The sequence below is a fragment of the Enterobacter sp. RIT418 genome, assembly GCF_003057745.1.
Lineage (GTDB): Bacteria > Pseudomonadota > Gammaproteobacteria > Enterobacterales > Enterobacteriaceae > Enterobacter.
Window position 1 is genome coordinate 41,969 of the sequence record NZ_QBJD02000014.1, and the last position, 25,229, is coordinate 67,197.

A 25,229-nucleotide genomic window follows, 5' to 3' on the forward strand; every position below is an offset into this window, starting at 1 on the left:
TATAAATAAGATGTAGGGGGTGTCCTGTCAACGCTGGGATTATGCGGATTTTTCATGGGGGGGTACCCCTGAGAAACAGGACTTATAACAGGGCCATATTTTATGCTTCGTTTTACCGCGAAAGGGGGCACATTTCCCCGCCGCAGAGCGCCGGTCCAGCAGCTATACTTTTCGGGTCTTTTCACCTGCGTTTGATGCAGACCAGGCCAATGGCATAAAAACCATCACAATTTTTATTTGCAGGCGCTACAATCGACCGCAGTCACAATTCTCAAATCAGAAGAGTATTGCTAATGAAAAACATCAACCCAACGCAGACCGCTGCCTGGCAGGCACTACAGAAACATTTTGATGAAATGAAAGACGTCACCATCGCGGAGCTGTTCGCGAAAGATGGCGATCGTTTCAGCAAATTCTCCGCGACCTTCGACGACCTGATGCTGGTGGATTTCTCTAAAAACCGCATCACCGAAGAGACGCTGGCAAAACTGCAGGATCTGGCGAAAGAAACCGACCTGGCAGGCGCCATTAAATCCATGTTCTCCGGTGAGAAGATCAACCGCACTGAAGACCGCGCCGTGCTGCACGTTGCGTTGCGTAACCGTAGCAATACGCCAATCATCGTTGACGGCAAGGACGTGATGCCGGAAGTGAACGCGGTGCTGGAAAAGATGAAAACCTTCTCTGAAGCGATCATCTCCGGAAGCTGGAAAGGCTATACCGGCAAGGCGATCACTGACGTGGTGAACATCGGCATCGGCGGCTCTGACCTGGGCCCGTTCATGGTGACCGAGGCGCTGCGCCCGTACAAAAACCACCTCAACATGCACTTCGTGTCTAACGTTGACGGTACCCACATTGCCGAAGTGCTGAAAAAGGTCAACCCGGAAACCACCCTGTTCCTGGTGGCGTCTAAAACCTTCACCACGCAGGAAACCATGACCAACGCCCACAGCGCGCGCGACTGGTTCCTGAAAACCGCCGGCGACAACAAGCACGTGGCGAAACACTTCGCGGCGCTGTCCACCAACGGTAAAGCGGTGGGCGAGTTCGGTATCGACACCGCAAACATGTTCGAGTTCTGGGACTGGGTTGGCGGTCGCTACTCTCTGTGGTCGGCGATTGGCCTGTCCATCATTCTGTCCGTGGGCTTCGACAACTTCGTTGAGCTGCTCTCCGGCGCGCACGCGATGGACAAACACTTCTCCACCACCGCGCCTGAGAAAAACCTGCCGGTGCTGCTGGCGCTGATTGGCATCTGGTACAACAACTTCTTCGGCGCTGAAACCGAAGCAATTCTGCCGTACGACCAGTACATGCACCGCTTTGCGGCCTACTTCCAGCAGGGCAACATGGAATCCAACGGTAAATACGTTGACCGTAACGGCAACGCGGTGGATTACCAGACCGGCCCAATCATCTGGGGTGAGCCAGGCACCAACGGCCAGCACGCGTTCTATCAGCTGATCCACCAGGGCACCAAAATGGTACCGTGTGATTTCATCGCTCCGGCCATTACGCATAACGCGCTCTCCGACCACCACCAGAAGCTGCTGTCTAACTTCTTCGCGCAGACCGAAGCGCTGGCGTTCGGTAAGTCTCGCGAGGTTGTTGAGCAGGAATACCGTGACCAGGGTAAAGATCCGGCCACGCTGGACCACGTTGTGCCGTTCAAAGTGTTCGAAGGCAACCGCCCGACCAACTCTATCCTGCTGCGCGAAATCACGCCGTTCAGCCTCGGCGCGCTGATTGCCCTGTACGAACACAAAATCTTCACCCAGGGCGCGATCCTGAACATCTTCACCTTTGACCAGTGGGGCGTAGAGCTGGGCAAACAGCTGGCGAACCGCATTCTGCCGGAGCTGGGTGACGATAAAGCAATTGATAGCCACGACAGCTCAACAAATGGTTTGATTAACCGTTATAAAGCCTGGCGCGCATAATTAATATGCCATGAATAATGCCGGCAATATGCCGGCATTTTTTTATCGGATAATTCCGCATGTCTGTTATTCATCTCAAATTTCAGCTCTGAGTTTTATCTGAAAAAGGATGTTAACCCGATAGTCGCTACGGTTTACTTTAGGAATATACGGAGGCTTCGTTAATACAGTATAAATTTTAACTTATTGATTTTAATGTTTTTAATATTATATCTTTTCATGTTATCTCTCTTGATTTTCTAATAGTCTGAAAACCCTTTCTCTATTTCCCCATACGGCAATCCCACCGCTTTAGTTGTGTATACTCGATTCCGCCTGAATTTCTTTTCAGGTAAATCTCCATTCATTCATTGAAGGGAAATTGTTATGAAGAAAGTACTGTATGGCATTTTTGCCATATCTGCGCTTGCGGCGACATCTGCCTATGCGGCTCCGGTTCAGGTCGGGGAAGCGGCAGGTTCGGCAGCGACGTCTGCATCTGCGGGGAGTTCTACCGCAGCCAGCACCAGCACCGTAAGTTCAGCCGTGGGTGTCGCGCTGGCGGCAACCGGTGGCGGTGATGGCTCCAATACCGGAACCACGACCACCACGACGACCAGCACCCAGTAATACCGGGTGTTTTAATCATAACCACACTTCGGTGTGGTTATTTCGCCCCTTCGGAGAAGAGTCGTGAAGCGACCTGCAATCATTCTGATTTGCCTGCTGCTGCAGGCGTGCTCGGCCACCACTAAAGGGCTGGGACATTCCCTGTGGGAAAGCCTGTTTGGCACGCCCGGCGTGCATCTGACCGATGACGAACTGCAAAACATGCCTTATGCCAGCCAGTACATGCAGCTTAACAACGGGCCGCAGCTGTTTGTGGTGCTCGCTTTCGATGAAAACGGGCAGCAGAAATGGGTGACGCAGGATCAGGCTACCCTCGTGACGCAGCATGGGCGCATCGTGAAAACGCTGCTGGGCGGTGACAACCTGCTGGAGGTGAACAACCTCGCGGCCGATCCGCTTATCAAGCCAAATCAGATTACCGACGGCGCGGGCTGGACGCGCACGATGGGCTGGACCGAGCACAAGCAGGTGCGTTACGCCACGGCCCGCTCGGTCTTCCGCTGGGACGGCACGGACAGCGTAAAGGTCGGCAGCGACGAAACCCGGGTCCGCGTGCTGGATGAAGAGGTCACGACCGACCAGGCGACGTGGCACAACCGCTTCTGGGTGGATGATGAAGGGCAAATCCGCCAGTCCTTGCAGTATCTCGGCGCCGATTTCTTCCCGGTGAAAACCACCCTGATCAAGGCGGCGAAATCATGAAAAAGCTCATCTCTGCGGCGCTCATCGCGAGCCTTGCCGCGCCGCTGGCGTGGTCGGCGGGAACGGTAAAGGTCTACACGCCGGACGGTGAAAAACCGAAAACCTTAACCAATGCCGGGCACTTGCTCGATCTCGTCGGCCAGCCGCGGCTTGCCAACAGCTGGTGGCCGGGCGCGGTGATCGCCGAGCGGCAGGCGAGCGTAGCGGCAGAACAGCAGCATAACGCCCTGCTGGCCAGGCTGACGGGGCTCGCCGGGCAGGAAGACGGCGACGACGCGGCGGCCATTAACGCCCTGCGCCAGCAGCTTGCGGCGGTGAAGGTCACCGGGCGGCAAAAGGTGAACCTTGACCCGGACGAGGTGCGCGTGGCGGAGATCGGCAATCCGGCGCTTGAGGGCGAATACACGCTCTGGCTTCCGGCGAAGCCCTCCACCGTGACCGTGATGGGGCTGATAAGCAGCCCCGGCAACAAGCCCTTCACGCCGGGGCGCGACGTGGCGAACTACCTTGACGAGCAAAGCCTGCTCAGCGGCGCGGATAACAGCTACGCGTGGGTGATCTACCCCGACGGGCGCACACAAAAAGTACCGGTAGCCTACTGGAATAAGCGCCACGTTGAGCCCATGCCCGGCAGCATCATTTTTGTCGGTTTTGCCGACCACTTCTGGACGAAGGCCTATGACGGCATTAACGCCGATATCCTTCGCTCCCTGACGCAGCGGATACCGGATTAATGAAAAAAACCTACTTCTACAGCATGCTGGCGCTGTGCGTAAGCGCGGCCTGCCATGCCGAAACCTTTCCGGCGCCCATTGGGCCCTCGCAGTCTGACTTCGGCGGCGTGGGCCTGCTGCAAACGCCCACCGCACGCATGGCCCGCGAGGGCGAGCTGAGCCTTAACTACCGCGACAACGATCAGTACCGCTACTATTCCGCCTCCGTACAGCTGTTCCCGTGGCTCGAAACCACCCTGCGCTACACCGACGTGCGCACAAAGCAGTACAGCAGCGTGGAGTCATTTTCCGGCGATCAGACCTACAAGGATAAAGCCTTTGACCTGAAGCTGCGCCTGTGGGAAGAGAGCTACTGGATGCCGCAGGTCTCCGTCGGCGCGAAGGATATCGGCGGGACCGGCCTGTTTGATGCGGAATACGTTGTCGCCAGCAAGGCATGGGGGCCGTTTGATTTCTCGCTCGGGCTGGGCTGGGGCTATCTCGGCACCAGCGGCAACGTAAAAAACCCGTTCTGTTCCTACAGCGACAAATATTGCTACCGCGATAACAGCTATAAGAAAGCCGGTTCGATTAACGGCGACCAGATGTTCCACGGTCCGACTTCGCTGTTCGGCGGCGTCGAGTATCAAACGCCTTGGCAGCCGCTGCGCCTGAAGCTGGAGTATGAAGGGAACGATTACAGCCAGGAGTTCGCCGGGAAGATTGAGCAGAAGAGCAAGTTTAACGTCGGCGCCATTTACCGCGTCGCCGACTGGGCCGACGTTAACCTCAGCTACGAGCGCGGCAATACCCTGATGTTTGGCTTTACGCTGCGCACCAACTTCAACGACATGCGCCCGCACTACAACGACAACGCGCGGCCGAAATACCAGCCGGAGCCGCAGGATGCGATCATTCAGCACTCCGTGGTGGCGAACCAGCTGACGCTGCTGAAATACAACGCGGGCCTGGCGGATCCGAAGATCCAGACCAAAGGCGATACGCTGTACGTCACCGGCGAGCAGGTGAAATACCGCGACTCGCGCGAAGGGATCGAACGCGCCAACCGGATCGTGATGAACGATCTGCCTGAGGGGATCCGCACGATCCGCGTGACGGAAAACCGCCTCAACCTGCCGCAGGTGACGACCGAAACGGACGTTGCCAGCCTGAAGCGCCACCTTGAGGGCGAGCCGCTGGGGCACGAAACCGAGCTGGTTCAGAAGCGCGTTGAGCCGATGGTGCCTGAAACTACCGAGCAGGGCTGGTACATCGATAAATCCCGCTTCGATTTCCATCTCGATCCGGTGCTGAACCAGTCCGTTGGCGGCCCGGAAAACTTCTACATGTATCAGCTGGGCGCGATGGCGACGGCGGATCTGTGGGTCACCGACCACCTGCTGACCACCGGCAGCCTGTTCGGCAACATCGCCAACAACTACGACAAGTTCAACTACACCAACCCGCCGAACGATTCAAAACTGCCGCGCGTGCGGACCCGCGTGCGTGAATACGTGCAGAACGATGTCTATGTTAACAACCTGCAGGCCAACTACTTCCAGTACTTCGGCAACGGCTTCTACGGTCAGGTCTACGGCGGCTATCTGGAAACCATGTTCGGCGGCGCGGGGGCGGAAGTGCTTTATCGCCCCGTCGACAGCAACTGGGCGTTCGGCATTGACGCCAACTACGTGAAGCAGCGCGACTGGCGCAGCGCGCAGGACATGATGAAGTTCACCGACTACAGCGTGAAAACCGGGCATTTGACCGCCTACTGGACGCCGTCGTTTGCGCAGGACGTGCTGGTCAAAGCCAGCGTAGGGCAGTATCTGGCGGGCGATAAGGGCGGCACGCTGGACATCTCGAAACACTTCGACAGCGGCGTGGTCGTGGGCGGTTATGCCACCATCACCAACGTGTCGCCGGACGAATACGGGGAAGGGGATTTCACCAAAGGAGTGTATGTCTCGATTCCGCTGGATCTCTTCTCGTCAGGCCCAACCCGCAGCCGCGCGGCCGTGGGCTGGACGCCGCTGACCCGCGACGGCGGCCAGCAGCTTGGGCGTAAGTTCCAGCTGTATGACATGACCAGCGATAAAAACGTTAATTTCCGCTGATGCCCTCACCCTAACCCTCTCCCCAAAGGGGAGAGGGGATCGCCCGGAGCCGTCTTTTCTCCCTCGCCCCTTTGGGGAGAGGGCCGGGGTGAGAGGGAATCCTCTCCATTGCTTCAAACATAAACAAAAAATATAGATTCCCGTCACACTTTTGCGTTATACAGGAACCTCGCCCTGAAGAATGAGGTGCCGTATGTCATCCCTGACGCGTCCGCGCGTTGAGTTTATCTCAACGATCCTCCAGACCGTGCTGAACCTCGGTCTGCTGAGCCTTGGCCTGATACTGGTCGTTTTTCTCGGCAAAGAGACGGTGCATCTGGCGGATGTGCTGTTCGCCCCCGAGCAAACCAGCAAATACGCGCTGGTGGAAGGCCTGGTGGTTTACTTCCTTTACTTTGAGTTTATCGCCCTGATTGTGAAGTATTTTCAGTCCGGCTTTCACTTTCCGCTGCGCTATTTTGTCTACATTGGGATCACCGCGATTGTGCGGCTGATCATCGTCGATCATAAATCCCCGCTCGACGTGCTGATCTACTCGGCGGCGATCCTGCTGCTGGTCATTACCCTTTGGCTGTGTAACTCGAAGCGCCTGAAGCGCGAATAAAAAAAGGGCGCTCCGAAGAGCGCCTAACAGTCACAAGGTGGTTCAATACAATACGTCTAAAGTTGAGGGTTGCAGTGGCATTACAGATGAAACTTAACCTTTCACACCGCCCGCCGTCAGGCCGTTGACCAGCCAGCGCTGGGCCAGCAGGAACACCACGGTAATCGGGATGGCGGAGAGCACGGCCGCTGCGGCAAAGTCGCCCCACAGGTAGTTTTGCGGGTTGAGGTATTGCTGCATACCCACGGCCAGGGTGTAGCTGTTCACGTCGCGCAGCAGCAGCGACGCGACCGGAACTTCGGTAATTGCGGCGATAAACGACAGGATAAATACCACCGCCAGAATCGGCACCGACAGCGGCAGCAGCACCAGGCGGAACGCCTGCCACGGGGTTGCGCCATCCAGCGCCGCCGCTTCTTCCAGCGAACCGTCGATAGTTTCGAAGTAGCCTTTAATGGTCCACACGTGCAGGGCGATGCCGCCAAGATAGGCGAAGATCACGCCGCCGTGGGTATTCAGGCCGATAAACGGCACGTACTGGCCCAGGCGGTCAAACAGGGCGTACAGCGCAACCAGCGAGAGGACCGCCGGGAACATCTGGAAAATCAACATCCCTTTCAGCAGCGCCGCTTTCCCCGGGAAGCGCATGCGGGCGAAAGCGTATGCGCAGGTGGTAGAGAGCGTGACGATGCCAATTGCGGTGATGCCCGCGATTTTCACCGAGTTCCACAGCCACAGCAGCACCGGGAACGGCGGCGGCGTCACGCGGCCATCAGCGTGTTCCACGCTAAAGCCCAGCGCCAGCTTCCAGTGCTCCCAGGAGATTTCATCCGGGATCAGGCTCCCGGTGGCGAAGTTACCGGAGCGCAGGGAGATGGCGATAACCATCAGCAGCGGGAACATGATCGCCGCGATGAAAATCAGCAGCCCTAAGTGCGTGAGAAAAAGACGCAACTTCTGTGATTTAGGTTGAACCATAGACATAGTCAGCGCCCTCCTTAGTCAAATTTCATTCGTGTGGCTTTCAGATTCACAATCGCCAGCGCGCCTACCAGCAGGAAGATCAGCGTGGCAATCGCGGCCGCCAGGCCGAAGTCCTGACCGCCGCCGCCTTCAAAGGCGATGCGGTAGGTGTAGCTCACCAGAAGGTCGGTATAGCCCGCCGGCGTGGTGGTGCCCAGACGGTCCGGGCCGCCGTTGGTCAACAGCTGAATCAGCACGAAGTTGTTAAAGTTAAAGGCAAAGCTGGCGATCATCAGCGGCGTCAGCGGCTTGATGAGCAGCGGCAGCGTAATCTTGAAGAAGTTCTGGAACGGACCCGCGCCGTCCATCGCCGAGGCTTCGTACAGATCGTCCGGAATCGCCTTCAGCAGGCCCATGCACAGGATCATCATGTACGGATAGCCCAGCCAGGTGTTGACGATGATAATCATCGAGCGGGCGGTGGTCGGGTCGCTGAACCAGGCCGGTTTGATGCCGAACAGCGCGCTCAGCATCATGTTGATTTCACCGAAGCTCTGGTTAAAAAGCCCTTTGAAAATCAGAATCGAGATAAACGACGGTACGGCGTACGGCAGGATCAGCAGCACGCGGTAAATCGCTTTGCCCTTCAGGGACTCCCACTGCACCAGGCACGCCAGCACCATGCCTACCGCAACGGTCAGGATCACTGTCAGCACCGAGAAGACCACGGTCCAGACAAAGATGGCGAAGAACGGCTTCTGGATGCCTTCGTCGGTAAATACGCGGGTAAAGTTGTCCCAGCCGATGGTGACGGTGTAGCCCGGGCTGAGCTTGTCATCACCCCATTTGCCGTCGGCAGTAATGGACTGATAAAAACCAATGTCGTTGTTCGGACGGTACTTCACGCCGCTCTGGTTGTTGGTGAGCGTGCCGTCATCCGCCAGCGTGTAGAGCGGCTGCGTGCCGGAGAACTGGCGCAGCGAGCTCATGGTCACTTTGCTCTCGTCCGGCAGCACGGCGGTAAGCTGGGTCAGCGCCTGACGGTTCTGGGTAATGACGCGCAGGTTGGCGCGTTCGCCTTCCGGCAGGGCGGTCGCCTCTTTTAAGGCCAGCTTCTGCTCGCCGCCGAATTTGAACGCGTCAGAAATAAACACCTTCTGCGTCTCTTCGTCCGTGAGCGCCAGCTTCCATTCATCACCCGCAGGATAAAGGCCGAAGTTAAACGTTTTGCCCGCCTGATAAGACCGGTCCAGAAGCACCTGCGTGGCGCGCTCCTGTGCAAGCTGGTTGGTGCTGCTGTAGTTGGTGAACGCAATGGCGATGGTGCAGATCAGCGGGAACAGGACAAACAGCCCCATTCCGGCCACGCCCGGATAGACATAGCGCCAGGCATAGGCTTTGCGGTTAGCGAAAATATACAGGCCAGCAGAGCTTAAAATCAGCGTCATGATGGCGAACAGATACTCCCCTTGTACGTACATTAAAACAACAAGGTAACCCACCAGCAGGCACAGCAGACCTATCACTGACCACTTCAGCGCGTCGCTTTGCCACCAGCGTTTCTTTTTAATGACATCCATGGGGTGCTTCCTCTACAGCGTGTGATCTTTTCTCCCTCTCCCAAAGGGAGAGGGAACTACGGCATTACTTAGTAATACGACCCTGCGCATCCTTCAGCGCGGCGTCGACGGTCTGACGACCGCTGGCGGCGTTGATTACAGCGGTACGGGTGGCGTACCAGAACGCGGCCATCTGAGGGATGTTCGGCATGATTTCGCCTTTCTGGGCGTTATCCATGGTGGCCGCAATACGCGGGTCTTTCGCCAGCTGATCCTGGAAGGATTTCAGCGCGACGGCGCCCAGCGGTTTGTCCTTGTTCACTTCATCCAGACCCTGATCGGTCAGCAGGTAGTTTTCCAGGAACTCTTTCGCCAGCTCTTTGTTCGGGCTGGCGGCGTTGATGCCCGCGCTCAGCACGCCCACGAACGGTTTAGACGGCTTGCCTTTGAAGGTTGGCAGCAGCGCTACGCCGTAGTTAACTTTGCTCTTGTCGATGTTGCTCCAGGCCCACGGACCGTTGATGGTCATCGCGGTTTCGCCTTTGTTGAACGCCGCTTCCGCGATGGAGTAATCGGTATCCGCGTTCATGTGTTTGTTCTTGATCAGGTCAACCAGGAAGGTCAGGCCCGCTTTCGCGCCAGCGCTGTCTACGCCGACGTCCTTCACGTCGTATTTGCCGTTTTCAAACTTAAACGCGTAACCGCCGTCGGCAGCAATCAGCGGCCAGGTGAAGTACGGTTCCTGCAGGTTGAACATCAGCGCGGATTTGCCCTTCGCCTTCAGCTCTTTGTCCAGCGCCGGGATCTCTTCCCAGGTTTTCGGCGGGTTAGGCACCAGGTCTTTGTTGTAAATCAGCGACAGCGCTTCCACCGCGATGGGGTAAGCAATCAGCTTGCCGTTGTAGCGAACGGCGTCCCAGGTGAACGGGTACAGCTTGTCCTGGAAGGCTTTGTCCGGCGTCACTTCAGCCAGCAGGCCAGACTGCGCGTAGCCGCCGAAACGGTCATGCGCCCAGAAGATGATGTCCGGGCCGTCGCCGGTGGCTGCGACCTGCGGGAATTTCTCTTCCAGCTTGTCAGGGTGCTCAACGGTGACTTTGATACCGGTGTCTTTCTCGAATTTTTTGCCCACTTCGGCCAGGCCGTTATAGCCTTTGTCGCCGTTAATCCAGATAACCAGCTTACCTTCTTCAATTTTGGCGAGAGCCGGTGCGGAAATCATCATTGCTGCCAGGGCGGACAATGCGAAAACGCGTGCGCCAGTCTTGATCTTCATATCTGCCATCCTTTTTGGTGATGTGCTCGTGGATACATGAGGTGGTTCAACGTGGCTCAGTCTCCTTATTTGACATCCTCTTTCCATCCTCCCGGCCCCTACGCCCCACCCCCGCGTTGTGTGATCTCCGTTGCATAAATTTAAGTTATGAGTGCTGGCGCACATAAAACCCCTCTGAATTTTGCAGGCGGGGTCACGATTTTCGCCTCAGCCTGCCAGATGCGGTCGCAGAGCGTCATCTCTCATCCTCCCGCCTCCTCCCCCATAAAAAAGGCGGGGGGTGGAGGATTCACGAAAGTAATGGATACCCCATAGTGAACTTATGTTGAATGTTTCTGTCGGTGACAGGTTGTAACGAAGGGAGAAGGGCATGGCGAGCGTACAGCTGCGTAATGTAACGAAGGCCTGGGGCGACGTAGTGGTGTCTAAAGACATCAATCTGGACATCCACGAAGGTGAGTTCGTGGTGTTCGTGGGTCCTTCAGGCTGTGGTAAATCTACTCTGCTGCGTATGATTGCCGGTCTTGAAACGATCACCAGCGGCGATTTGTTTATTGGTGATGCCCGGATGAACGACACCCCGCCAGCCGAGCGCGGCGTGGGCATGGTGTTCCAGTCTTATGCGCTTTATCCCCACCTGTCCGTTTCCGAGAACATGTCTTTCGGCCTGAAGCTGGCCGGTGCGAAGAAAGAGGTTATCAACCAGCGCGTGACCCAGGTCGCCGAGGTGTTACAGCTGGCGCACCTGCTGGAACGCAAGCCGAAAGCGCTCTCCGGCGGCCAGCGCCAGCGCGTGGCGATTGGTCGTACGCTGGTGGCAGAGCCGCGCGTGTTCCTGCTCGATGAACCCCTTTCCAACCTGGATGCCGCCCTGCGCGTCCAGATGCGTATCGAAATTTCCCGTCTGCACAAGCGTCTTGGCCGCACGATGATTTACGTCACTCACGATCAGGTCGAGGCGATGACCCTGGCCGATAAAATTGTGGTGCTGGACGCCGGCCGCGTGGCGCAGGTGGGTAAACCGCTGGAGCTGTATCACTACCCGGCAGACCGCTTTGTTGCGGGCTTTATTGGCTCGCCAAAGATGAACTTCCTGCCCGTCAAAGTGACCGCAACGGCGATTGAACAGGTACAGGTCGAGCTGCCAAACCGCCAGCAGGTCTGGCTCCCGGTGGACAGCGCGAACGTACAGGTCGGGGCAAATATGTCCCTCGGCATTCGTCCGGAACATTTACTGCCGAGCCACATCGCGGATGTGACCCTCGAAGGTGAAGTTCAGGTCGTCGAACAGCTTGGTCACGAAACACAGATTCATATCCAGATCCCCGCCATCCGTCAAAACCTGGTCTACCGCCAGAATGACGTGGTGTTGGTAGAAGAGGGTGCCAAATTCGCTATCGGCTTGCCGCCAGAGCGCTGCCATCTGTTCCGTGAAGATGGCTCCGCATGTCGTCGGCTGCATCAAGAGCCAGGCGTTTAAGCAATCCCAAAAGAAAACACGAAGCCGACAGGTGAAGTGTTCAAAGAAAAGCAATGATCTCAGGAGATAGAATGATGATTACTCTGCGCAAACTTCCTCTGGCAGTTGCCGTCGCAGCGGGCGTAATGTCTGCTCAGGCGCTGGCAGTGGATTTCCATGGTTATGCTCGTTCCGGTATCGGCTGGACGGGAAGTGGCGGCGAACAACAATGTTTCCAGGCAACGGGTGCACAAAGTAAATACCGTCTCGGTAACGAATGTGAAACCTATGCCGAACTGAAGCTGGGCCAGGAAGTATGGAAAGAAGGCGATAAGAGCTTCTATTTCGATACTAACGTCGCGTACTCCGTGGCGCAGCAGAATGACTGGGAAGCGACCGATCCCGCGTTCCGTGAAGCTAACGTGCAGGGTAAAAACCTGATTGAATGGCTGCCGGGTTCCACCATCTGGGCCGGTAAGCGCTTCTATCAGCGTCACGACGTTCACATGATCGACTTCTACTACTGGGATATCTCTGGTCCTGGTGCGGGTCTGGAAAATATCGACGTCGGCTTCGGTAAACTCTCTCTGGCTGCAACCCGTTCTTCTGAAGCGGGCGGCTCTTCCTCCTTCGCCAGCAACAGCATTTATGATTACACCACGCGCACCGCGAACGACGTCTTTGACGTGCGTTTAGCGCAGATGGAAGTCAACCCGGGCGGCACCCTGGAGCTGGGCGTTGACTACGGCCGTGCCAACCCGCGTGATGACTATCGCCTGGTTGACGGCGCGTCTAAAGACGGCTGGATGTTCACCGCTGAACACACCCAGAGCATGCTGAAAGGCTACAACAAGTTTGTGGTTCAGTACGCCACCGACTCCATGACCTCTCAGGGTAAAGGCCTGTCTCAAGGTTCTGGCGTAGGCATTGACGGCAACTCCGGCTTTGCGTATGACATCAACAACAACGGCAGCCTGCTGCGTATCCTCGACCACGGTGCAATCTCCCTGGGCGATAGCTGGGACCTGATGTACGTCGGTATGTATCAGGACATCGACTGGGATAACAACAACGGCACCAAGTGGTGGACCGTGGGCGTACGTCCAATGTACAAATGGACGCCAATCATGAGCACCCTGCTGGAAGTGGGCTACGACAACGTCAAATCCCAGGAAACTGGCGACACCAACAACCAGTACAAAATCACCCTGGCACAACAGTGGCAGGCTGGCGACAGCATCTGGTCTCGTCCGGCTATCCGCGTCTTCGCAACCTACGCGAAGTGGGATGAGAAGTGGGGCTACGACTACAACGGTAACCCAGGAAATAACCCTAACTACGGTAAAGCGTTTAAAGATGGCTTCAACGGCGGTTCCTTCGGCCGCGGCGACAGCGACGAGTGGTCCTTCGGCGCCCAGATGGAAATCTGGTGGTAATCCCGTCTTAACCTGACGTAATGACCAAACTGAGGGGCGAAAGCCCCTCAATCCTTGGGGCAGCGCGCTATTGCCTGGCTACCGCTGAACCCGTGCTTTCTGAGGTGATAACAATGAAAATGAACAAAACTCTCCTTGCCGTTTGCCTGTCTGCAGGCCTGCTGGCGAGCGTACCTGCCGTTACGCTGGCTGACGTGAATTTCGTCCCCCAGAACACGACCTCCGCACCGTCTATTCCTGCCGCGTCGCTCCAGCAGCTCACCTGGACGCCGGTCGATCAATCTAAAACGCAGACCACCCAGCTTTCAACGGGCGGCCAGCAGCTGAACGTGCCGGGCATCACCGGCCCGGTTGCCGCCTATAGCGTTCCGGCCAACATTGGCGAGCTGGCCATTACCCTGACCAGCGAAGTGAACAAACAAACCAGCGTGTTTGCGCCGAACGTGCTGATTCTCGATCAGAACATGACGCCATCGGCGTTTTTCCCAAGCGAATACTTTACCTACCAGGAGCCGGGCGTGATGAGCGCTGACCGCCTGGAAGGGGTGATGCGCCTGACGCCTGCGCTGGGACAGCAAAAACTCTACGTGCTGGTCTTTACCACCGAGCAAGATCTGCAGAAAACCACCACATTGCTCGATCCGGCAAAAGCCTATGCGAAGGGTACCGGCAACGCCGTGCCGGATATTCCGGACCCGATTGCCCGCCACGTGACCGACGGAACGCTGAAGCTGAAGGTGAAAACCAACAGCGGCTCCAGCGTGCTGGTTGGCCCGCTGTTTGGCTCCTCCGGCAATGGTCCTGTGACCGTGGGCAACACTGCCGCACCGGTTTACGCCGCACCGGCTGCCCCTGTCGCCGCCGCGCCAGCCGCTGCGCCGGCGAAGAAAGCGGAGCCGGTACTGAACGACACCGAAGCATACTTCAACAACGCGATTAAGCAGGCCGTGAAGCGCGGCGATGTCGATAAGGCGCTGAAGCTGCTTGATGAGGCCGAACGTTTAGGTTCAACCACTGCCCGTTCCACCTTTATCAGCAGTGTAAAAGGCAAGGGGTGATCGTCTCCCCGCAGTGCTGATTTGTTAGTTTTAGTGCGCCTGAGTGGGCGCACTTTTTTTCATGCCGTCCGTGTCTGTTGCACCGTTGTTGCGATAGTGATCGTTAAATAACGTTTGACCGCCCCCAAGCCGCGTTTCTGCGATACAATGCCATTACGTTATGTATCGGAGAGTCTGGCATGTCACACCCCGCGCTAACGCAATTGCGTGCGCTGCGCTATTTAGACCACATACCCGCGCTTGAACCGGCGCAGCTTGACTGGCTGCTGCTGGAAGATTCCATGACAAAACGTTTTGAGCAACAGGGTAAAACGATCACGGTGACGATGATCCGCGAAGGATTTGTCGCTGCCGATGAGGTTGCCAGCGAGCTGCCGCTGCTGCCGTCTGAAGAACGCTACTGGCTGCGCGAGATCCTGCTCTGCGCCGACGGCGAGCCGTGGCTTGCCGGGCGGACGGTGGTGCCAGAATCCACCCTTTCCGGGCCCGAGCTCGCGCTGCAGCGGCTGGGAAAAACGCCGCTGGGGCGCTATCTTTTCACCTCGTCCGAGCTTACCCGAGATTTTATTGAGATTGGTCGCGATGCCGATCTGTGGGGGCGTCGTTCCCGCCTTCGCCTGAGCGGTAAGCCGCTTATTCTGACGGAACTGTTTTTACCGGCATCGCCGCTGTACTAAGAGGAAGATAAAATGGAGTGGAGTCTGACGCAGAACAAGCTGCTGGCCTTTCACCGCCTGATGCGCACGGATAAACCGATCGGCGCGCTGCTGCTGCTGTGGCCGACCCTGTGGGCGCTGTGGGTTGCCACGCCGGGCGTACCGCCGCTGTGGATCCTGGCGGTGTTCGTTGCGGGCGTCTGGCTGATGCGCGCGGCGGGCTGCGTGGTGAATGACTATGCGGACCGCAAGTTTGACGGGCACGTGAAGCGCACGGCCCACCGACCGCTGCCGAGCGGCCAGGTTTCCGAGAAAGAGGCCCGCACGCTGTTTGTGGTGCTGGTGCTGCTCTCCTTCCTGCTGGTGTTAACGCTTAACACCATGACCATTCTGCTTTCGGTTGCCGCACTGGCGCTGGCCTGGGTGTATCCGTTTATGAAGCGCTACACCCATTTGCCGCAGGTGGTGCTTGGCGCCGCGTTTGGCTGGTCGATCCCGATGGCGTTCGCCGCGGTGAGCGAATCCGTGCCGCTGAGCTGCTGGCTGATGTTCCTGGCCAACATTCTCTGGGCCGTAGCGTACGATACGCAATATGCGATGGTTGACCGCGACGACGACCTGAAGATTGGTATCAAATCGACGGCGATTTTGTTCGGGCGTCAGGACAAGCTGATCATCGGTATTTTGCAGGTTGCGGTGCTGGCGCTGATGGTGGCCATCGGTCGCCTTAACGGCCTGAACTGGGAGTTTTACTGGTCCGTGCTGGTGGCGGGGCTGCTGTTTGCGTACCAGCAAAAGCTGATTGCGAAGCGGGATCGCGAAGCGTGCTTCAAGGCGTTTATGAACAATAACTACGTGGGCCTGGTGCTGTTTTTGGGGCTGGCGATGAGCTACTTCTCATAAAAGTACGGCAGCCGAATGGCTGCCGTTTTGTTTTCTCCCTCTCCCCGTGGGAGAGGGCCGGGGTGAGGGCATCAGTCCGCTGATAACATCACTCGCCCTGCGTCGAGCTCTCAATCGTTAAACGCACGTCGGCGGTAATCAGCTCTGCCAGCATCTGATAAATCTTCATCGTCTCTTCCGGCTCGGCATCGCCCGTGTCGCTAATGAACCCTTCGTCACGCAGCGTCAGCACCAGCGAGCTGAACACCGCCTTGTCAAAGAACTCAGGCGCATTGATACCGTGCAGAACGGAGAGGCGCTGTGCCAGCGTGCGGCTCTCTTTTTCCAGCGTGCCGCGGTTAATGGACGGATTCGCGCTCAGCAGCCAGAAGGTGATGGCGTAGCGTTGCAGCGTTTCGCGCGCGCCAGCGGCCAGCAGCTGCAGAGTTCGGGAGCGTGACGGGTTGATGAGCAGCTCGTTCTCATTAACCGTAATCAGCCCCTGACGACGCATCTCTTCCGTCATCTTCGCCAGCTCGGCGGCCAGCTCGTCTTTGCTCCAGCGCAGGAACAGCTCCGCTTTCAGCATCGGATAGATGGCTTCAATGTGGCGTAACAGCTCCTGATGCGAAATGCGGCGGTGCTGGGTCAGAATGGCGGCCATCAGGGACGGCAGCATCAGCATATGCGTGATGTTGTTGCGATAGTAGGTCATCAGCACCGCCTGCTCGCGCGGCAGAATGATGATGTCACCAATCGTATCCTTCTCGACTTCAAACTTGTTCATCTGCAGCGCGTGGTCGATAAGCTCGCTGGCGGTAGCAGAAGGAACGGTCGAATCGACGGAGTACGGCACGTTGCGCATGATGCTCAGGTAGCAATCGAGCTGCTCGGTCAGCTGCTCGCGGGTGAGCGAGCGCTGGCGCGAGGCCAGAAGCGCCGTGCAGCACAGGTTCATGGCGTTTGCCGCACCGGCGCTGTTGATACGCACCATCAGCTCTGACGCAATGCCGTTGACGGTCGGCGTCAGCCACGCTGGACGCACCGCTTCGATGGGATCGATGGATTCACGCCACTCGGGAACGTGGGTATTCAGGTACGTCATCAGCGGCATTGGCTCGCCGAAGTTCACGTAGCCCTCGCCCAGGTTGCGCAGCTTGCTGAGGCCGCGCAGCATCTGCGGCAGGCTCTCTTTCTCTTTGGTTGCCCCGCGCAGCTCTTTGGCGTAGGTGCCCACTTCCATCACGTGCTCATAGCCAATATAGATTGGCACCAGCGTGATGGGGCGCGTACCGCCGCGCAGCATCGCCTGAATAGTCATCGACAGCGTGCCGGTCTTTGGATCGAGCAAACGTCCGGTGCGGGAACGTCCGCCCTCGACGAAGTATTCTACGGAATAGCCGCGGCTGAAAAGCTCGCCGAGGTATTCACGGAAGACGGTCGAGTAGAGCTTATTGCCCTTAAAGGTTCGACGAATAAAGAACGCGCCCAGGCGGCGGAAGATCGGGCCCGCTGGCCAGAAGTTCAGGTTAATACCGGCCGCAATATGCGGCGGCACCAGCCCCTGGTGGTAAAGCACGTAGGAGAGCAGCAGGTAGTCCATATGGCTACGGTGGCAAGGCACGTAGACAATTTCATGGCCGTCATGTGCCAGCTGGCGCACGCGCTCGGCGTTATGGACGTTAATCCCCTGATAGAGCCGGTTCCAGGTGAAGCCCAGAATGCGGTCAGACAGGCGAATCATCTCGTAGGAGAAGTTCGCGGCGATCTCTTCCATCAGCGCGATGGCGTTCTGCTGGGCCTTCTCGTGGGAAATTTTCTTGCTGCGCGCCTCGTCTTCGACGGCGCGGGCAATCGCTTTAGAGGCCAGCAGCTTGTTGAACAGATCCTGGCGCGCAGGCAGGCGAGGGCCAACCGCGGCGAGACGCTGACGCGCAAAGTGCATACGCGCCACGCGCGCGAGCTTTTGTGCGATGATCTTGTCCGTTCCGTGCTCGTCCGCCATGCGGCGCAGCGAAACAGAAGGGGAGAAACGCACGAAGCTGTCGCGTCCCAGCCAGGAGACGGCGAAGAATTTTTGAATGCCGTTAAGCATGCGCAGCGGGGGATTCTCTTCGCCCTTTTCGCGGCCCGGTCGGCGGCCAAACATCACGGAGACCGGCACCATCTGCACGTCCAAATCGGGATTGCTGCGGTGCAGATCGAGGTAGTCGTGGAAAAGCTTGATCGACTCTTCTTTCGGCGTGTAATAGGTAAACACGCGCGGCCCGCCGTGAATGAACACATAGCGCGGCAGCAGCGTACCGTCGACTTCCAGCGGTTCAAGCGGGTCAGGCAGATCGTGCGCCAGGCACTGCGCGCGAAGCGTTAACAGGTCAGCCTTCGAGTTATAAGGCAAAACGTACATAATGGGGCGCGAGGTATCGAGCCCTAATTCCAGCGCGGGTTCTGCTGGGATAGACTTACTTTTTACCAGTACGCTTAATGGTAAATTAAGTAATTTGTAGTAAATTCGTGGCCAGCCGGACATAAACGATGTAAAGCCTCTGGTTAATAATGCAATTGCGGCGCAAGGATAACAGAAAGCGCGCAAAATTTCTGTTGTTACCCGTCATACTTCAGGTGGCAGCAAACGCGCTGCGGCTGTAGTTATTGACGCTCTTTCCAATAAAAGGTTCTTTTAATGGCCAATAATACCACTGGGTTAACCCGAATCATCAAAGCCGCCGGCTATTCATGGAAAGGTTTCCGTGCCGCATGGCTCAATGAAGCCGCTTTTCGCCAGGAAGGGGTCGCCGCTATCGTCGCGGTTATCATCGCCTGTTTCCTGGATGTTGATGCAATAACTCGCGTACTTCTCATCGGTTCGGTGCTTTTGGTGATGATAGTGGAAATTCTCAATAGCGCTATTGAGGCGGTTGTTGACCGTATCGGTTCCGATTTCCACGAGCTTTCCGGACGCGCAAAAGACATGGGGTCTGCTGCTGTACTGCTGGCGATTATCGTCGCGGCGATAACCTGGGTCACCCTGCTTTGGTCGCATTTCCGATGAGCCTCGAGAAATAATTAAGTCCCTGGTTTTTTGTGCAGTTTTTGGTTCCAAATTCGCCTTTGACTGTATATACTCACAGCATAACTGTATATACACCCAGGGGGCGGAATGAAAGCGTTAACGACCAGGCAGCAAGAGGTGTTTGATCTCATTCGGGATCATATCGGCCAGACGGGTATGCCACCCACGCGTGCGGAAATCGCGCAGCGTCTGGGCTTCCGTTCTCCAAACGCTGCCGAGGAACACCTGAAAGCGCTGGCACGTAAAGGCGTGATTGAGATCGTCTCCGGCGCGTCTCGCGGTATTCGTCTGCTTGTCGAAGAAGAGACGGGTATTCCGCTGGTTGGCCGCGTTGCAGCCGGTGAGCCGCTGCTGGCGCAGCAGCATATTGAAGGCCACTATCAGGTCGATCCTGGGATGTTCAAGCCAAGCGCTGACTTCCTGCTGCGCGTTAGCGGGATGTCCATGAAAGACATCGGGATTCTTGACGGTGACCTGCTGGCCGTCCACAAGACGCAGGACGTGCGCAACGGGCAGGTTGTTGTCGCGCGTATCGATGACGAAGTGACCGTTAAGCGCCTGAAAAAACAGGGCAACACCGTGCAGCTTCTGCCGGAAAACAACGAGTTCACGCCGATTGTGGTAGACCTGCGCGAACAGAGCTTCTCCATCGAGGGCCTGGCGGTTGGCGTTATCCGCAACGGCGAATGGCTGTAATCTCTTCCTGACGGGCTGCGGTTTCTCCGCGGCCCGTTTCGTATTATCGTCCCCGGTATTTTCCCATGTCTCTGCTGACGGCTTCCGATAAAGCATTGTGGCGTCTTGCGCTGCCGATGATCTTCTCCAATATCACCGTTCCTCTCCTGGGGCTTGTTGATACGGCGGTGATTGGCCACCTTGACTCGCCCGTGTATCTGGGCGGCGTCGCGATTGGCGCAACGGCGACCAGCTTCCTCTTTATGCTGCTGCTCTTTCTGCGCATGAGCACCACCGGGCTGACGGCGCAGGCGTATGGCGCGAAAGATCCGCTGCGCCTGGCGCGCGCGCTGGTGCAGCCGTTAATCCTGGCGGTGGGCGCAGGAATACTGATTGTCCTGCTGCGCTCTCCGCTTATTGATTTAGCGCTGCATATCGTCGGCGGCAGCGAGGCGGTGCTTGAGCAGGCGAGGCGTTTTCTGGCGATCCGCTGGCTTAGCGCGCCCGCGTCGCTGGCAAACCTCGTTTTGCTCGGGTGGCTGCTGGGCGTTCAGTATGCCCGCGCCCCGGTGATCCTGCTGGTGGTGGGCAACCTGCTTAATATCGTCCTCGATCTGTGGCTGGTCATCGGCCTGCACATGAACGTGCAGGGAGCGGCTCTTGCGACGGTAGTGGCGGAGTACGGCACGCTTCTCATCGGATTAGGGATGGTCTGGCGCGTGCTGGCGATGCGCGGGATCCCGGTTGCGCTGCTGAAAAAGGCCTGGCGCGGCAATATTCGCAAGCTGCTGGCGCTCAACCGCGACATCATGCTGCGTTCGCTTCTGCTACAGCTGTGCTTTGGCGCGCTGACCGTCTACGGCGCGCGGCTTGGGCCTGAGATTGTCGCGGTTAATGCGGTTCTGATGACGCTGCTGACCTTTACGGCCTATGCGCTGGACGGCTTTGCCTATGCCGTTGAGGCGCACTCCGGTCAGGCCTATGGCGCAGGGAAAAGCGGCCAGCTGCGCGACGTCTGGCGTGCCGCCTGTCGTCAGGCAGGGCTGGTAGCCCTCGCATTCGCAGTGGTTTACGCCGGTTTTGGCCAGTCAATCGTTGCCTTGCTTACCTCACTGCCCGCGCTGCGTGAACTGGCCGGTCATTACATCGTCTGGCAGGTGGTGTTGCCGGTGGTCGGCGTCTGGTGTTATCTGCTGGATGGCATGTTTATCGGGGCAACGCGCGGGGCTGAAATGCGTAACAGCATGGCGGTAGCGGCGGTCGGGTTTGGCCTTACGTTGCTCACCGTTCCGTACCTGGGCAACCATGGCCTATGGCTCGCGCTGGCCGTTTTTCTCTCCCTGCGCGGGCTGTCGCTGGCCTTTATCTGGCATCGCCACTGGCGCAACAACACCTGGTTTGTGTCTTCGTAATCGTTGCGATGGTTAAAGATTCTGAATATGAAAACGGCCGCCGAATCCTTAACTACAATTATTATCACGTCCAGCAGAAAAGCACGTTACGGACGCTACTCAATGACGCTTAACACGAGGACACGATTATGAATAAAGACGAAATCGGCGGCAACTGGAAGCAGTTTAAAGGTAAAGCGAAAGAACAGTGGGGTAAGCTGACGGACGATGATATGACCGTCATCGAAGGTAAGCGCGATCAGCTTGTCGGGAAAATTCAGGAACGTTACGGCTACGAGAAAGACAAAGCTGAAACCGAAGTGAAAGACTGGGAAACCCGCAACGACTATCGTTGGTAACCCGGTAAACCCGCAGGTACAAGGATGTACTGTCAGAGGGCGGCGCTAAGCCGCCTTTTCTGTATGCCTAGCGCGGTTTCTTCTTTACCAGAATGGAGTGATCGTGCTGGCAAGCATCCTGATGCTTACAGGATTCAACCTCCACGCAGGCTGAACACAGGCCGTGCGCTTCAATCACATTATGCCGCAGGGCAAAGCCCATTCTGGCCGCCAGAGTTTGCATAATGTCCTCCACGCCTTCCGCGCCTTCTTCCTTTACGGCGCCGCAGCGGTCGCAGATAAACATCGCTGACGTATGGGTTGGCTGGTCGAACAGGTGGCACAGCACGTAGCTGTTCGTGGATTCGACCTTATGCACAAATCCTTGTTCCAGCAGAAAATCCAGCGCCCGATAAACGGTCGGCGGTTTCGCCTGCGGCTCGCTTTCGCGCAGCAGGTCGAGCAAATCGTACGCGCTGATGGCGCCCTGTTGCAGACTCATCAGGCGCAATACCTCAAGGCGCTGCGGGGTCAGGCGCACATTGCGTTGCGCGCACAGCTTTTCAGCTTGCGCTAACAGCTCCTGCGTTGTGGTCTTATCCATTGGGCACCTCGGATGACGTCAGTGAGAAAGACTCACTTTATCATGTTCTGCTTAAAACGCCGAGATCCGCCGGGCTGTGCTATACCTGACGCATCACATTCCGGGAAATGACCTATGAAAAGACCTGACTGTATTCGGCACTGGCGCGACGTAGAAGGCGCAGATGACTCCACCTATCCAGACAGCGAGGAGCGTTTTTCCATCGGCGCGCCGCTGGCGCGTCAGCTGGGGCTGAGGCGAATGGGTATCCATCACGAGCGCCTCCCGCCCGGCCGACGCACCTCTTATCCGCATGCCGAAAGCGATGAAGAGGAATTTATCTACGTGCTGGAAGGCTATCCTGAAGCCTGGATCAACGGATATCTGTGGAAGCTGGAGCCGGGCGACAGCGTGGGGTTCCCAGCCGGAACGGGCGTTTGCCACACCTTTATCAATAATACCGACGAAGAGGTTCGCCTGCTGGTGGTTGGCGAAGCGAACAAAAAGCACAACCGCATCTACTATCCGCTTAACCCGGTGTATGCGGCAACGCGTGAGGACCGCTGGGTTGATCATCCTCCTCAGTTTTTTGGCCCGCACGACGGAAAACCTGGGCGAAAATAATTTCCTCTTCTATAAATATTGAGGGCCGTCACATATTACAACAGGCCGCACGGGAAATTTAACTTAGGGAAATAGCGGGTCTTTTGCGTCTTATTCACAGCAATAGTTCGTCCCTGTCTGGGTGATAACAGACAGGGGTTAATTCATAACAAAATTTATGACGAGCATACTGTGAAAAAACATTTTAAATTTTCGATGGTTAGCATTGCTGTCTCCTTTTTTATGGCAAATCAGGCGGGAGCAGCCAATACCTGGGCGGAAGCGCGCAGCGACGCGATGGGCGGTACGGGCGTTGCGGCGGGCAGCTACGGCAGCGGGGCGTTAATCAACCCGGCGCTGCTGGCGAAAGCGAAGCCTGATGATGATGTATCGGTGATCTTGCCTTCAGTCGGCGCGCAAATTACCGACAAGGACAATCTTCAGGACGAGATTGATAACATCAACGACAAAATCAATCACTATAAGGACGTGGTGGACAGCCTTACCCCTGGCGAAATCATTACCAACCCGTTAGGTTCAATCAACCAGTTCCAGGGCGCAGCGAAAGATCTCGCTGATGAACTCGACTACCTCAACGGGAAAACCGCCCGCGCCACGGCGGGCGCGGGAATTGCGGTGAGCATTCCTAACGATGTGTTGTCAGTGGCCTTTATGGCGAAAGGCTATGCCCACGGGCGGGTCAGTTCTTCAATCGATCCGCAGGATATTGATTACCTGCGCGGTATTCAAAACAGCGATCTCGTGGCGGCAGGCGTAGCGCTGGATGCTGCGCTCAACGGCACGGACCAAATTACCAAAAATCTCAACTCAACGGCGTCTGGCCGGGCGGCGATTGTCTCCGACTACGGCATTGCCGTTGCCCGTCAGTTTGACCTGGGTGGCGTGCCGGTATCCGTGGGCGTGACGCCGAAGCTGCAGAAAACCTGGGTTTATAACTACACCACGTCCATTTACGATTACGACAGCAATAAATGGAACGATAGCCGCTACCGCACTGACGATACGGGCTTTAACGTTGACGCCGGTATTGCAGCTGATTTCGGTGAACACTGGACGGTAGGCCTGAGCGGGCAAAACCTGATGTCGCGCGACATCGATACAAAAGATGTCCGTATCCGCAACGGGCGCACGGGCGAAGTGGTGAGCTATAAAGATACGTATCAGATCCGTCCGCTGGTGACCGCCGGTGCGGCCTGGCACAACGATCTCGTGACCTTAACCGCCGACGGCGATCTCACCGAAACCAAAGGCTTCAAGAGCGAAGATACCTCGCAGTACGCGGGCGTCGGTGCCGAGATTACGCCGCTAAGCTGGCTGGCCGTGCGTGCCGGTTTCCGGGCGGATATGAAAGGAAACGACAGCAACGTCTTTACCGGCGGCCTCGGCTTCGCGCCGTTCAACACGGTCCACGTAGACCTGATGGGCCTGTACGGTGAAGACGAAACCTGGGGCGCAGGCGCGCAGCTCAGCATGACGTTTTAAAGTGCACCGGAGGCGCTGCGCCTCCGGCTTTTCTTTGTGCTATAGTAGCGCCCCTTTTCCACCAGATGCTTAAAACTTCGCCATGTCGTCAGAATTACAGACCGCTTTCCCTGCACACCGTTTCTCCATTGCGCCGATGCTCGACTGGACGGACAGACACTGCCGCTTTTTCCTGCGCCAGCTCTCCCGCCACACGCTGCTGTACACCGAAATGGTGACCACCGGGGCGATTATTCACGGTAAGGGCGACTACCTGGCGTATAGCGAAGAAGAGCATCCGGTTGCGCTGCAGCTTGGCGGCAGCGATCCGGCGGCCCTGGCGCAGTGCGCGAAGCTCGCTGAAGCGCGCGGCTATGACGAGATCAACCTTAACGTCGGCTGTCCGTCCGACCGCGTGCAAAACGGCATGTTCGGCGCGTGCCTGATGGGCAACGCGCCGCTGGTTGCTGACTGCATCAAAGCCATGCGCGACGTGGTGTCCATTCCGGTGACGGTGAAAACCCGCATCGGCATCGACGACCAGGACAGCTACGCGTTTCTGTGCGATTTCATCGACACGGTTTCAGGGAAGGGCGAGTGCGAGATGTTCATCATCCACGCGCGCAAAGCCTGGCTTTCCGGCCTGAGCCCGAAAGAGAACCGCGAGATCCCGCCGCTGGACTACCCGCGCGTGTACCAGCTGAAGCGTGACTTCCCGCATCTGACGATGTCGATTAACGGCGGCATTAAATCGCTTGAAGAGGCCAAGGCGCACCTGGCGCACATGGACGGCGTGATGGTAGGCCGCGAGGCGTATCAAAATCCGGGCATTCTGGCGACGGTGGATCGTGAAATCTATGGCGTCGAGGGCGCTGATACTGACCCCGTATCCGTGGTGCGCGCCATGTACCCGTACATTGAGCGCGAGCTGAGCAACGGCACTTATCTCGGCCACATTACCCGCCATATGTTGGGCCTGTTCCAGGGCATACCGGGGGCGCGCCAGTGGCGTCGCTACCTGAGCGAGAACGCGCACAAGGCGGGGGCGGACATCGAAGTGCTTGAACACGCGCTGCGTCTGGTTGCCGACAAGCGCTAAATTTCGCT

Annotated in this window: 23 protein-coding genes and 1 pseudogene; 19 read left to right on the forward strand and 5 right to left on the reverse strand. The window is 57.3% G+C overall.

The genetic code is table 11. The features are described from left to right. Positions 1-293 precede the first annotated feature (293 nt). The 6 genes from pgi (at position 294) to psiE (ending at position 6,688) form a co-directional block, all read left to right on the forward strand. Entirely contained in the window at positions 294-1,943 is a 1,650-nt protein-coding gene (gene pgi / locus DBY73_RS16235; RefSeq protein WP_112012102.1) for a glucose-6-phosphate isomerase, read from the forward strand. A 366-nt stretch (positions 1,944-2,309) separates the two neighbouring features. Further along, positions 2,310-2,552 (forward strand): exopolysaccharide production protein YjbE, encoded by a 243-nt coding sequence (gene yjbE / locus DBY73_RS16240; RefSeq protein WP_112012103.1) that lies wholly within the window; start codon positions 2,310-2,312, stop codon positions 2,550-2,552. Positions 2,553-2,615: 63 nt separating this feature from the next. Then, on the forward strand, positions 2,616-3,254 hold the full coding sequence (locus DBY73_RS16245; RefSeq protein ID WP_112012104.1) for a YjbF family lipoprotein: 639 nt from the start codon (positions 2,616-2,618) through the stop codon (positions 3,252-3,254). Further along, positions 3,251-3,988: a capsule biosynthesis GfcC family protein gene (locus tag DBY73_RS16250; RefSeq protein ID WP_112012105.1), complete on the forward strand. Its 738-nt coding sequence runs from the start codon at positions 3,251-3,253 to the stop codon at positions 3,986-3,988. The genes DBY73_RS16245 and DBY73_RS16250 overlap by 4 nt, the downstream gene beginning before the upstream one ends. Further along, complete coding sequence (locus DBY73_RS16255; protein ID WP_112012106.1) at positions 3,988-6,084, forward strand: YjbH domain-containing protein; 2,097 nt, start codon at positions 3,988-3,990, stop codon at positions 6,082-6,084. The genes DBY73_RS16250 and DBY73_RS16255 overlap by 1 nt, the downstream gene beginning before the upstream one ends. Before the next feature lie 193 nt (positions 6,085-6,277). Next, positions 6,278-6,688, forward strand: coding sequence for a phosphate-starvation-inducible protein PsiE (gene psiE, locus DBY73_RS16260; protein WP_112012107.1), 411 nt, complete (start codon positions 6,278-6,280; stop codon positions 6,686-6,688). 93 nt (positions 6,689-6,781) lie between these two features. Here the strand turns inward: psiE and malG are convergent, their stop codons facing one another. From malG to malE, 3 genes are all read right to left on the reverse strand, one after another. Then, positions 6,782-7,672 (reverse strand): maltose ABC transporter permease MalG, encoded by an 891-nt coding sequence (malG, locus tag DBY73_RS16265; protein ID WP_112012108.1) that lies wholly within the window; start codon positions 7,670-7,672, stop codon positions 6,782-6,784. Positions 7,673-7,686: 14 nt separating this feature from the next. Then, entirely contained in the window at positions 7,687-9,231 is a 1,545-nt protein-coding gene (malF, locus tag DBY73_RS16270) for a maltose ABC transporter permease MalF (protein ID WP_112012109.1), read from the reverse strand. Positions 9,232-9,295: 64 nt separating this feature from the next. Beyond that, positions 9,296-10,486, reverse strand: a complete 1,191-nt coding sequence (gene malE / locus DBY73_RS16275) for a maltose/maltodextrin ABC transporter substrate-binding protein MalE (protein WP_112012110.1) — start codon at positions 10,484-10,486, stop codon at positions 9,296-9,298. A gap of 370 nt (positions 10,487-10,856) precedes the next feature. Here malE and malK point away from each other — a divergent pair, with 370 nt between their 5' ends. The 5 genes from malK (at position 10,857) to ubiA (ending at position 15,998) form a co-directional block, all read left to right on the forward strand. Further along, on the forward strand, positions 10,857-11,966 hold the full coding sequence (gene malK, locus DBY73_RS16280) for a maltose/maltodextrin ABC transporter ATP-binding protein MalK (protein WP_112012111.1): 1,110 nt from the start codon (positions 10,857-10,859) through the stop codon (positions 11,964-11,966). Positions 11,967-12,037: 71 nt separating this feature from the next. Further along, complete coding sequence (locus DBY73_RS16285; protein WP_112012112.1) at positions 12,038-13,381, forward strand: maltoporin; 1,344 nt, start codon at positions 12,038-12,040, stop codon at positions 13,379-13,381. A gap of 113 nt (positions 13,382-13,494) precedes the next feature. Beyond that, on the forward strand, positions 13,495-14,439 hold the full coding sequence (gene malM / locus DBY73_RS16290) for a maltose operon protein MalM (protein ID WP_112012113.1): 945 nt from the start codon (positions 13,495-13,497) through the stop codon (positions 14,437-14,439). A 179-nt stretch (positions 14,440-14,618) separates the two neighbouring features. Further along, positions 14,619-15,116, forward strand: coding sequence for a chorismate lyase (gene ubiC / locus DBY73_RS16295; protein ID WP_112012114.1), 498 nt, complete (start codon positions 14,619-14,621; stop codon positions 15,114-15,116). Between the two features lie 12 nt (positions 15,117-15,128). Further along, a complete protein-coding gene (gene ubiA, locus DBY73_RS16300) occupies positions 15,129-15,998 on the forward strand; it encodes a 4-hydroxybenzoate octaprenyltransferase (protein ID WP_112012115.1) in 870 nt (289 codons plus the stop codon). Between the two features lie 88 nt (positions 15,999-16,086). On the opposite strand, the gene plsB is transcribed toward ubiA, so the two are convergent. Beyond that, on the reverse strand, positions 16,087-18,507 hold the full coding sequence (gene plsB / locus DBY73_RS16305; RefSeq protein WP_112012116.1) for a glycerol-3-phosphate 1-O-acyltransferase PlsB: 2,421 nt from the start codon (positions 18,505-18,507) through the stop codon (positions 16,087-16,089). A gap of 153 nt (positions 18,508-18,660) precedes the next feature. Here plsB and DBY73_RS16310 point away from each other — a divergent pair, with 153 nt between their 5' ends. The 5 genes and pseudogenes from DBY73_RS16310 to DBY73_RS16325 all read left to right on the forward strand — a co-directional run bounded on the left by DBY73_RS16310 (position 18,661) and on the right by DBY73_RS16325 (position 21,475). Then, complete coding sequence (locus DBY73_RS16310) at positions 18,661-19,029, forward strand: diacylglycerol kinase (protein ID WP_112012117.1); 369 nt, start codon at positions 18,661-18,663, stop codon at positions 19,027-19,029. Positions 19,030-19,137: 108 nt separating this feature from the next. Beyond that, positions 19,138-19,746 (forward strand): transcriptional repressor LexA, encoded by a 609-nt coding sequence (gene lexA / locus DBY73_RS16315; RefSeq protein WP_112012118.1) that lies wholly within the window; start codon positions 19,138-19,140, stop codon positions 19,744-19,746. Positions 19,747-19,811: 65 nt separating this feature from the next. Further along, a complete protein-coding gene (gene dinF / locus DBY73_RS16320) occupies positions 19,812-21,137 on the forward strand; it encodes an MATE family efflux transporter DinF (protein ID WP_112012119.1) in 1,326 nt (441 codons plus the stop codon). Between the two features lie 8 nt (positions 21,138-21,145). Further along, a pseudogene (locus DBY73_RS22405) lies at positions 21,146-21,217 on the forward strand (hypothetical protein); the annotation flags it as partial. A gap of 48 nt (positions 21,218-21,265) precedes the next feature. Further along, positions 21,266-21,475: a CsbD family protein gene (locus tag DBY73_RS16325; RefSeq protein WP_112012120.1), complete on the forward strand. Its 210-nt coding sequence runs from the start codon at positions 21,266-21,268 to the stop codon at positions 21,473-21,475. Between the two features lie 67 nt (positions 21,476-21,542). Here the strand turns inward: DBY73_RS16325 and zur are convergent, their stop codons facing one another. After that, on the reverse strand, positions 21,543-22,058 hold the full coding sequence (gene zur / locus DBY73_RS16330; RefSeq protein WP_112012121.1) for a zinc uptake transcriptional repressor Zur: 516 nt from the start codon (positions 22,056-22,058) through the stop codon (positions 21,543-21,545). A gap of 114 nt (positions 22,059-22,172) precedes the next feature. On the opposite strand from zur, the gene DBY73_RS16335 reads away from it, so the two are divergent. From DBY73_RS16335 to dusA, 3 genes are all read left to right on the forward strand, one after another. Then, the gene (locus tag DBY73_RS16335; protein WP_112012122.1) at positions 22,173-22,661 is read left to right on the forward strand and encodes a cupin domain-containing protein; all 489 of its coding nucleotides are present in this window, start codon (positions 22,173-22,175) and stop codon (positions 22,659-22,661) included. Between the two features lie 171 nt (positions 22,662-22,832). Further along, the gene (locus DBY73_RS16340; protein ID WP_112012123.1) at positions 22,833-24,143 is read left to right on the forward strand and encodes a conjugal transfer protein TraF; all 1,311 of its coding nucleotides are present in this window, start codon (positions 22,833-22,835) and stop codon (positions 24,141-24,143) included. A gap of 82 nt (positions 24,144-24,225) precedes the next feature. Then, entirely contained in the window at positions 24,226-25,221 is a 996-nt protein-coding gene (gene dusA / locus DBY73_RS16345; RefSeq protein WP_112012124.1) for a tRNA dihydrouridine(20/20a) synthase DusA, read from the forward strand. The last annotated feature ends 8 nt before the right edge of the window (positions 25,222-25,229 follow it).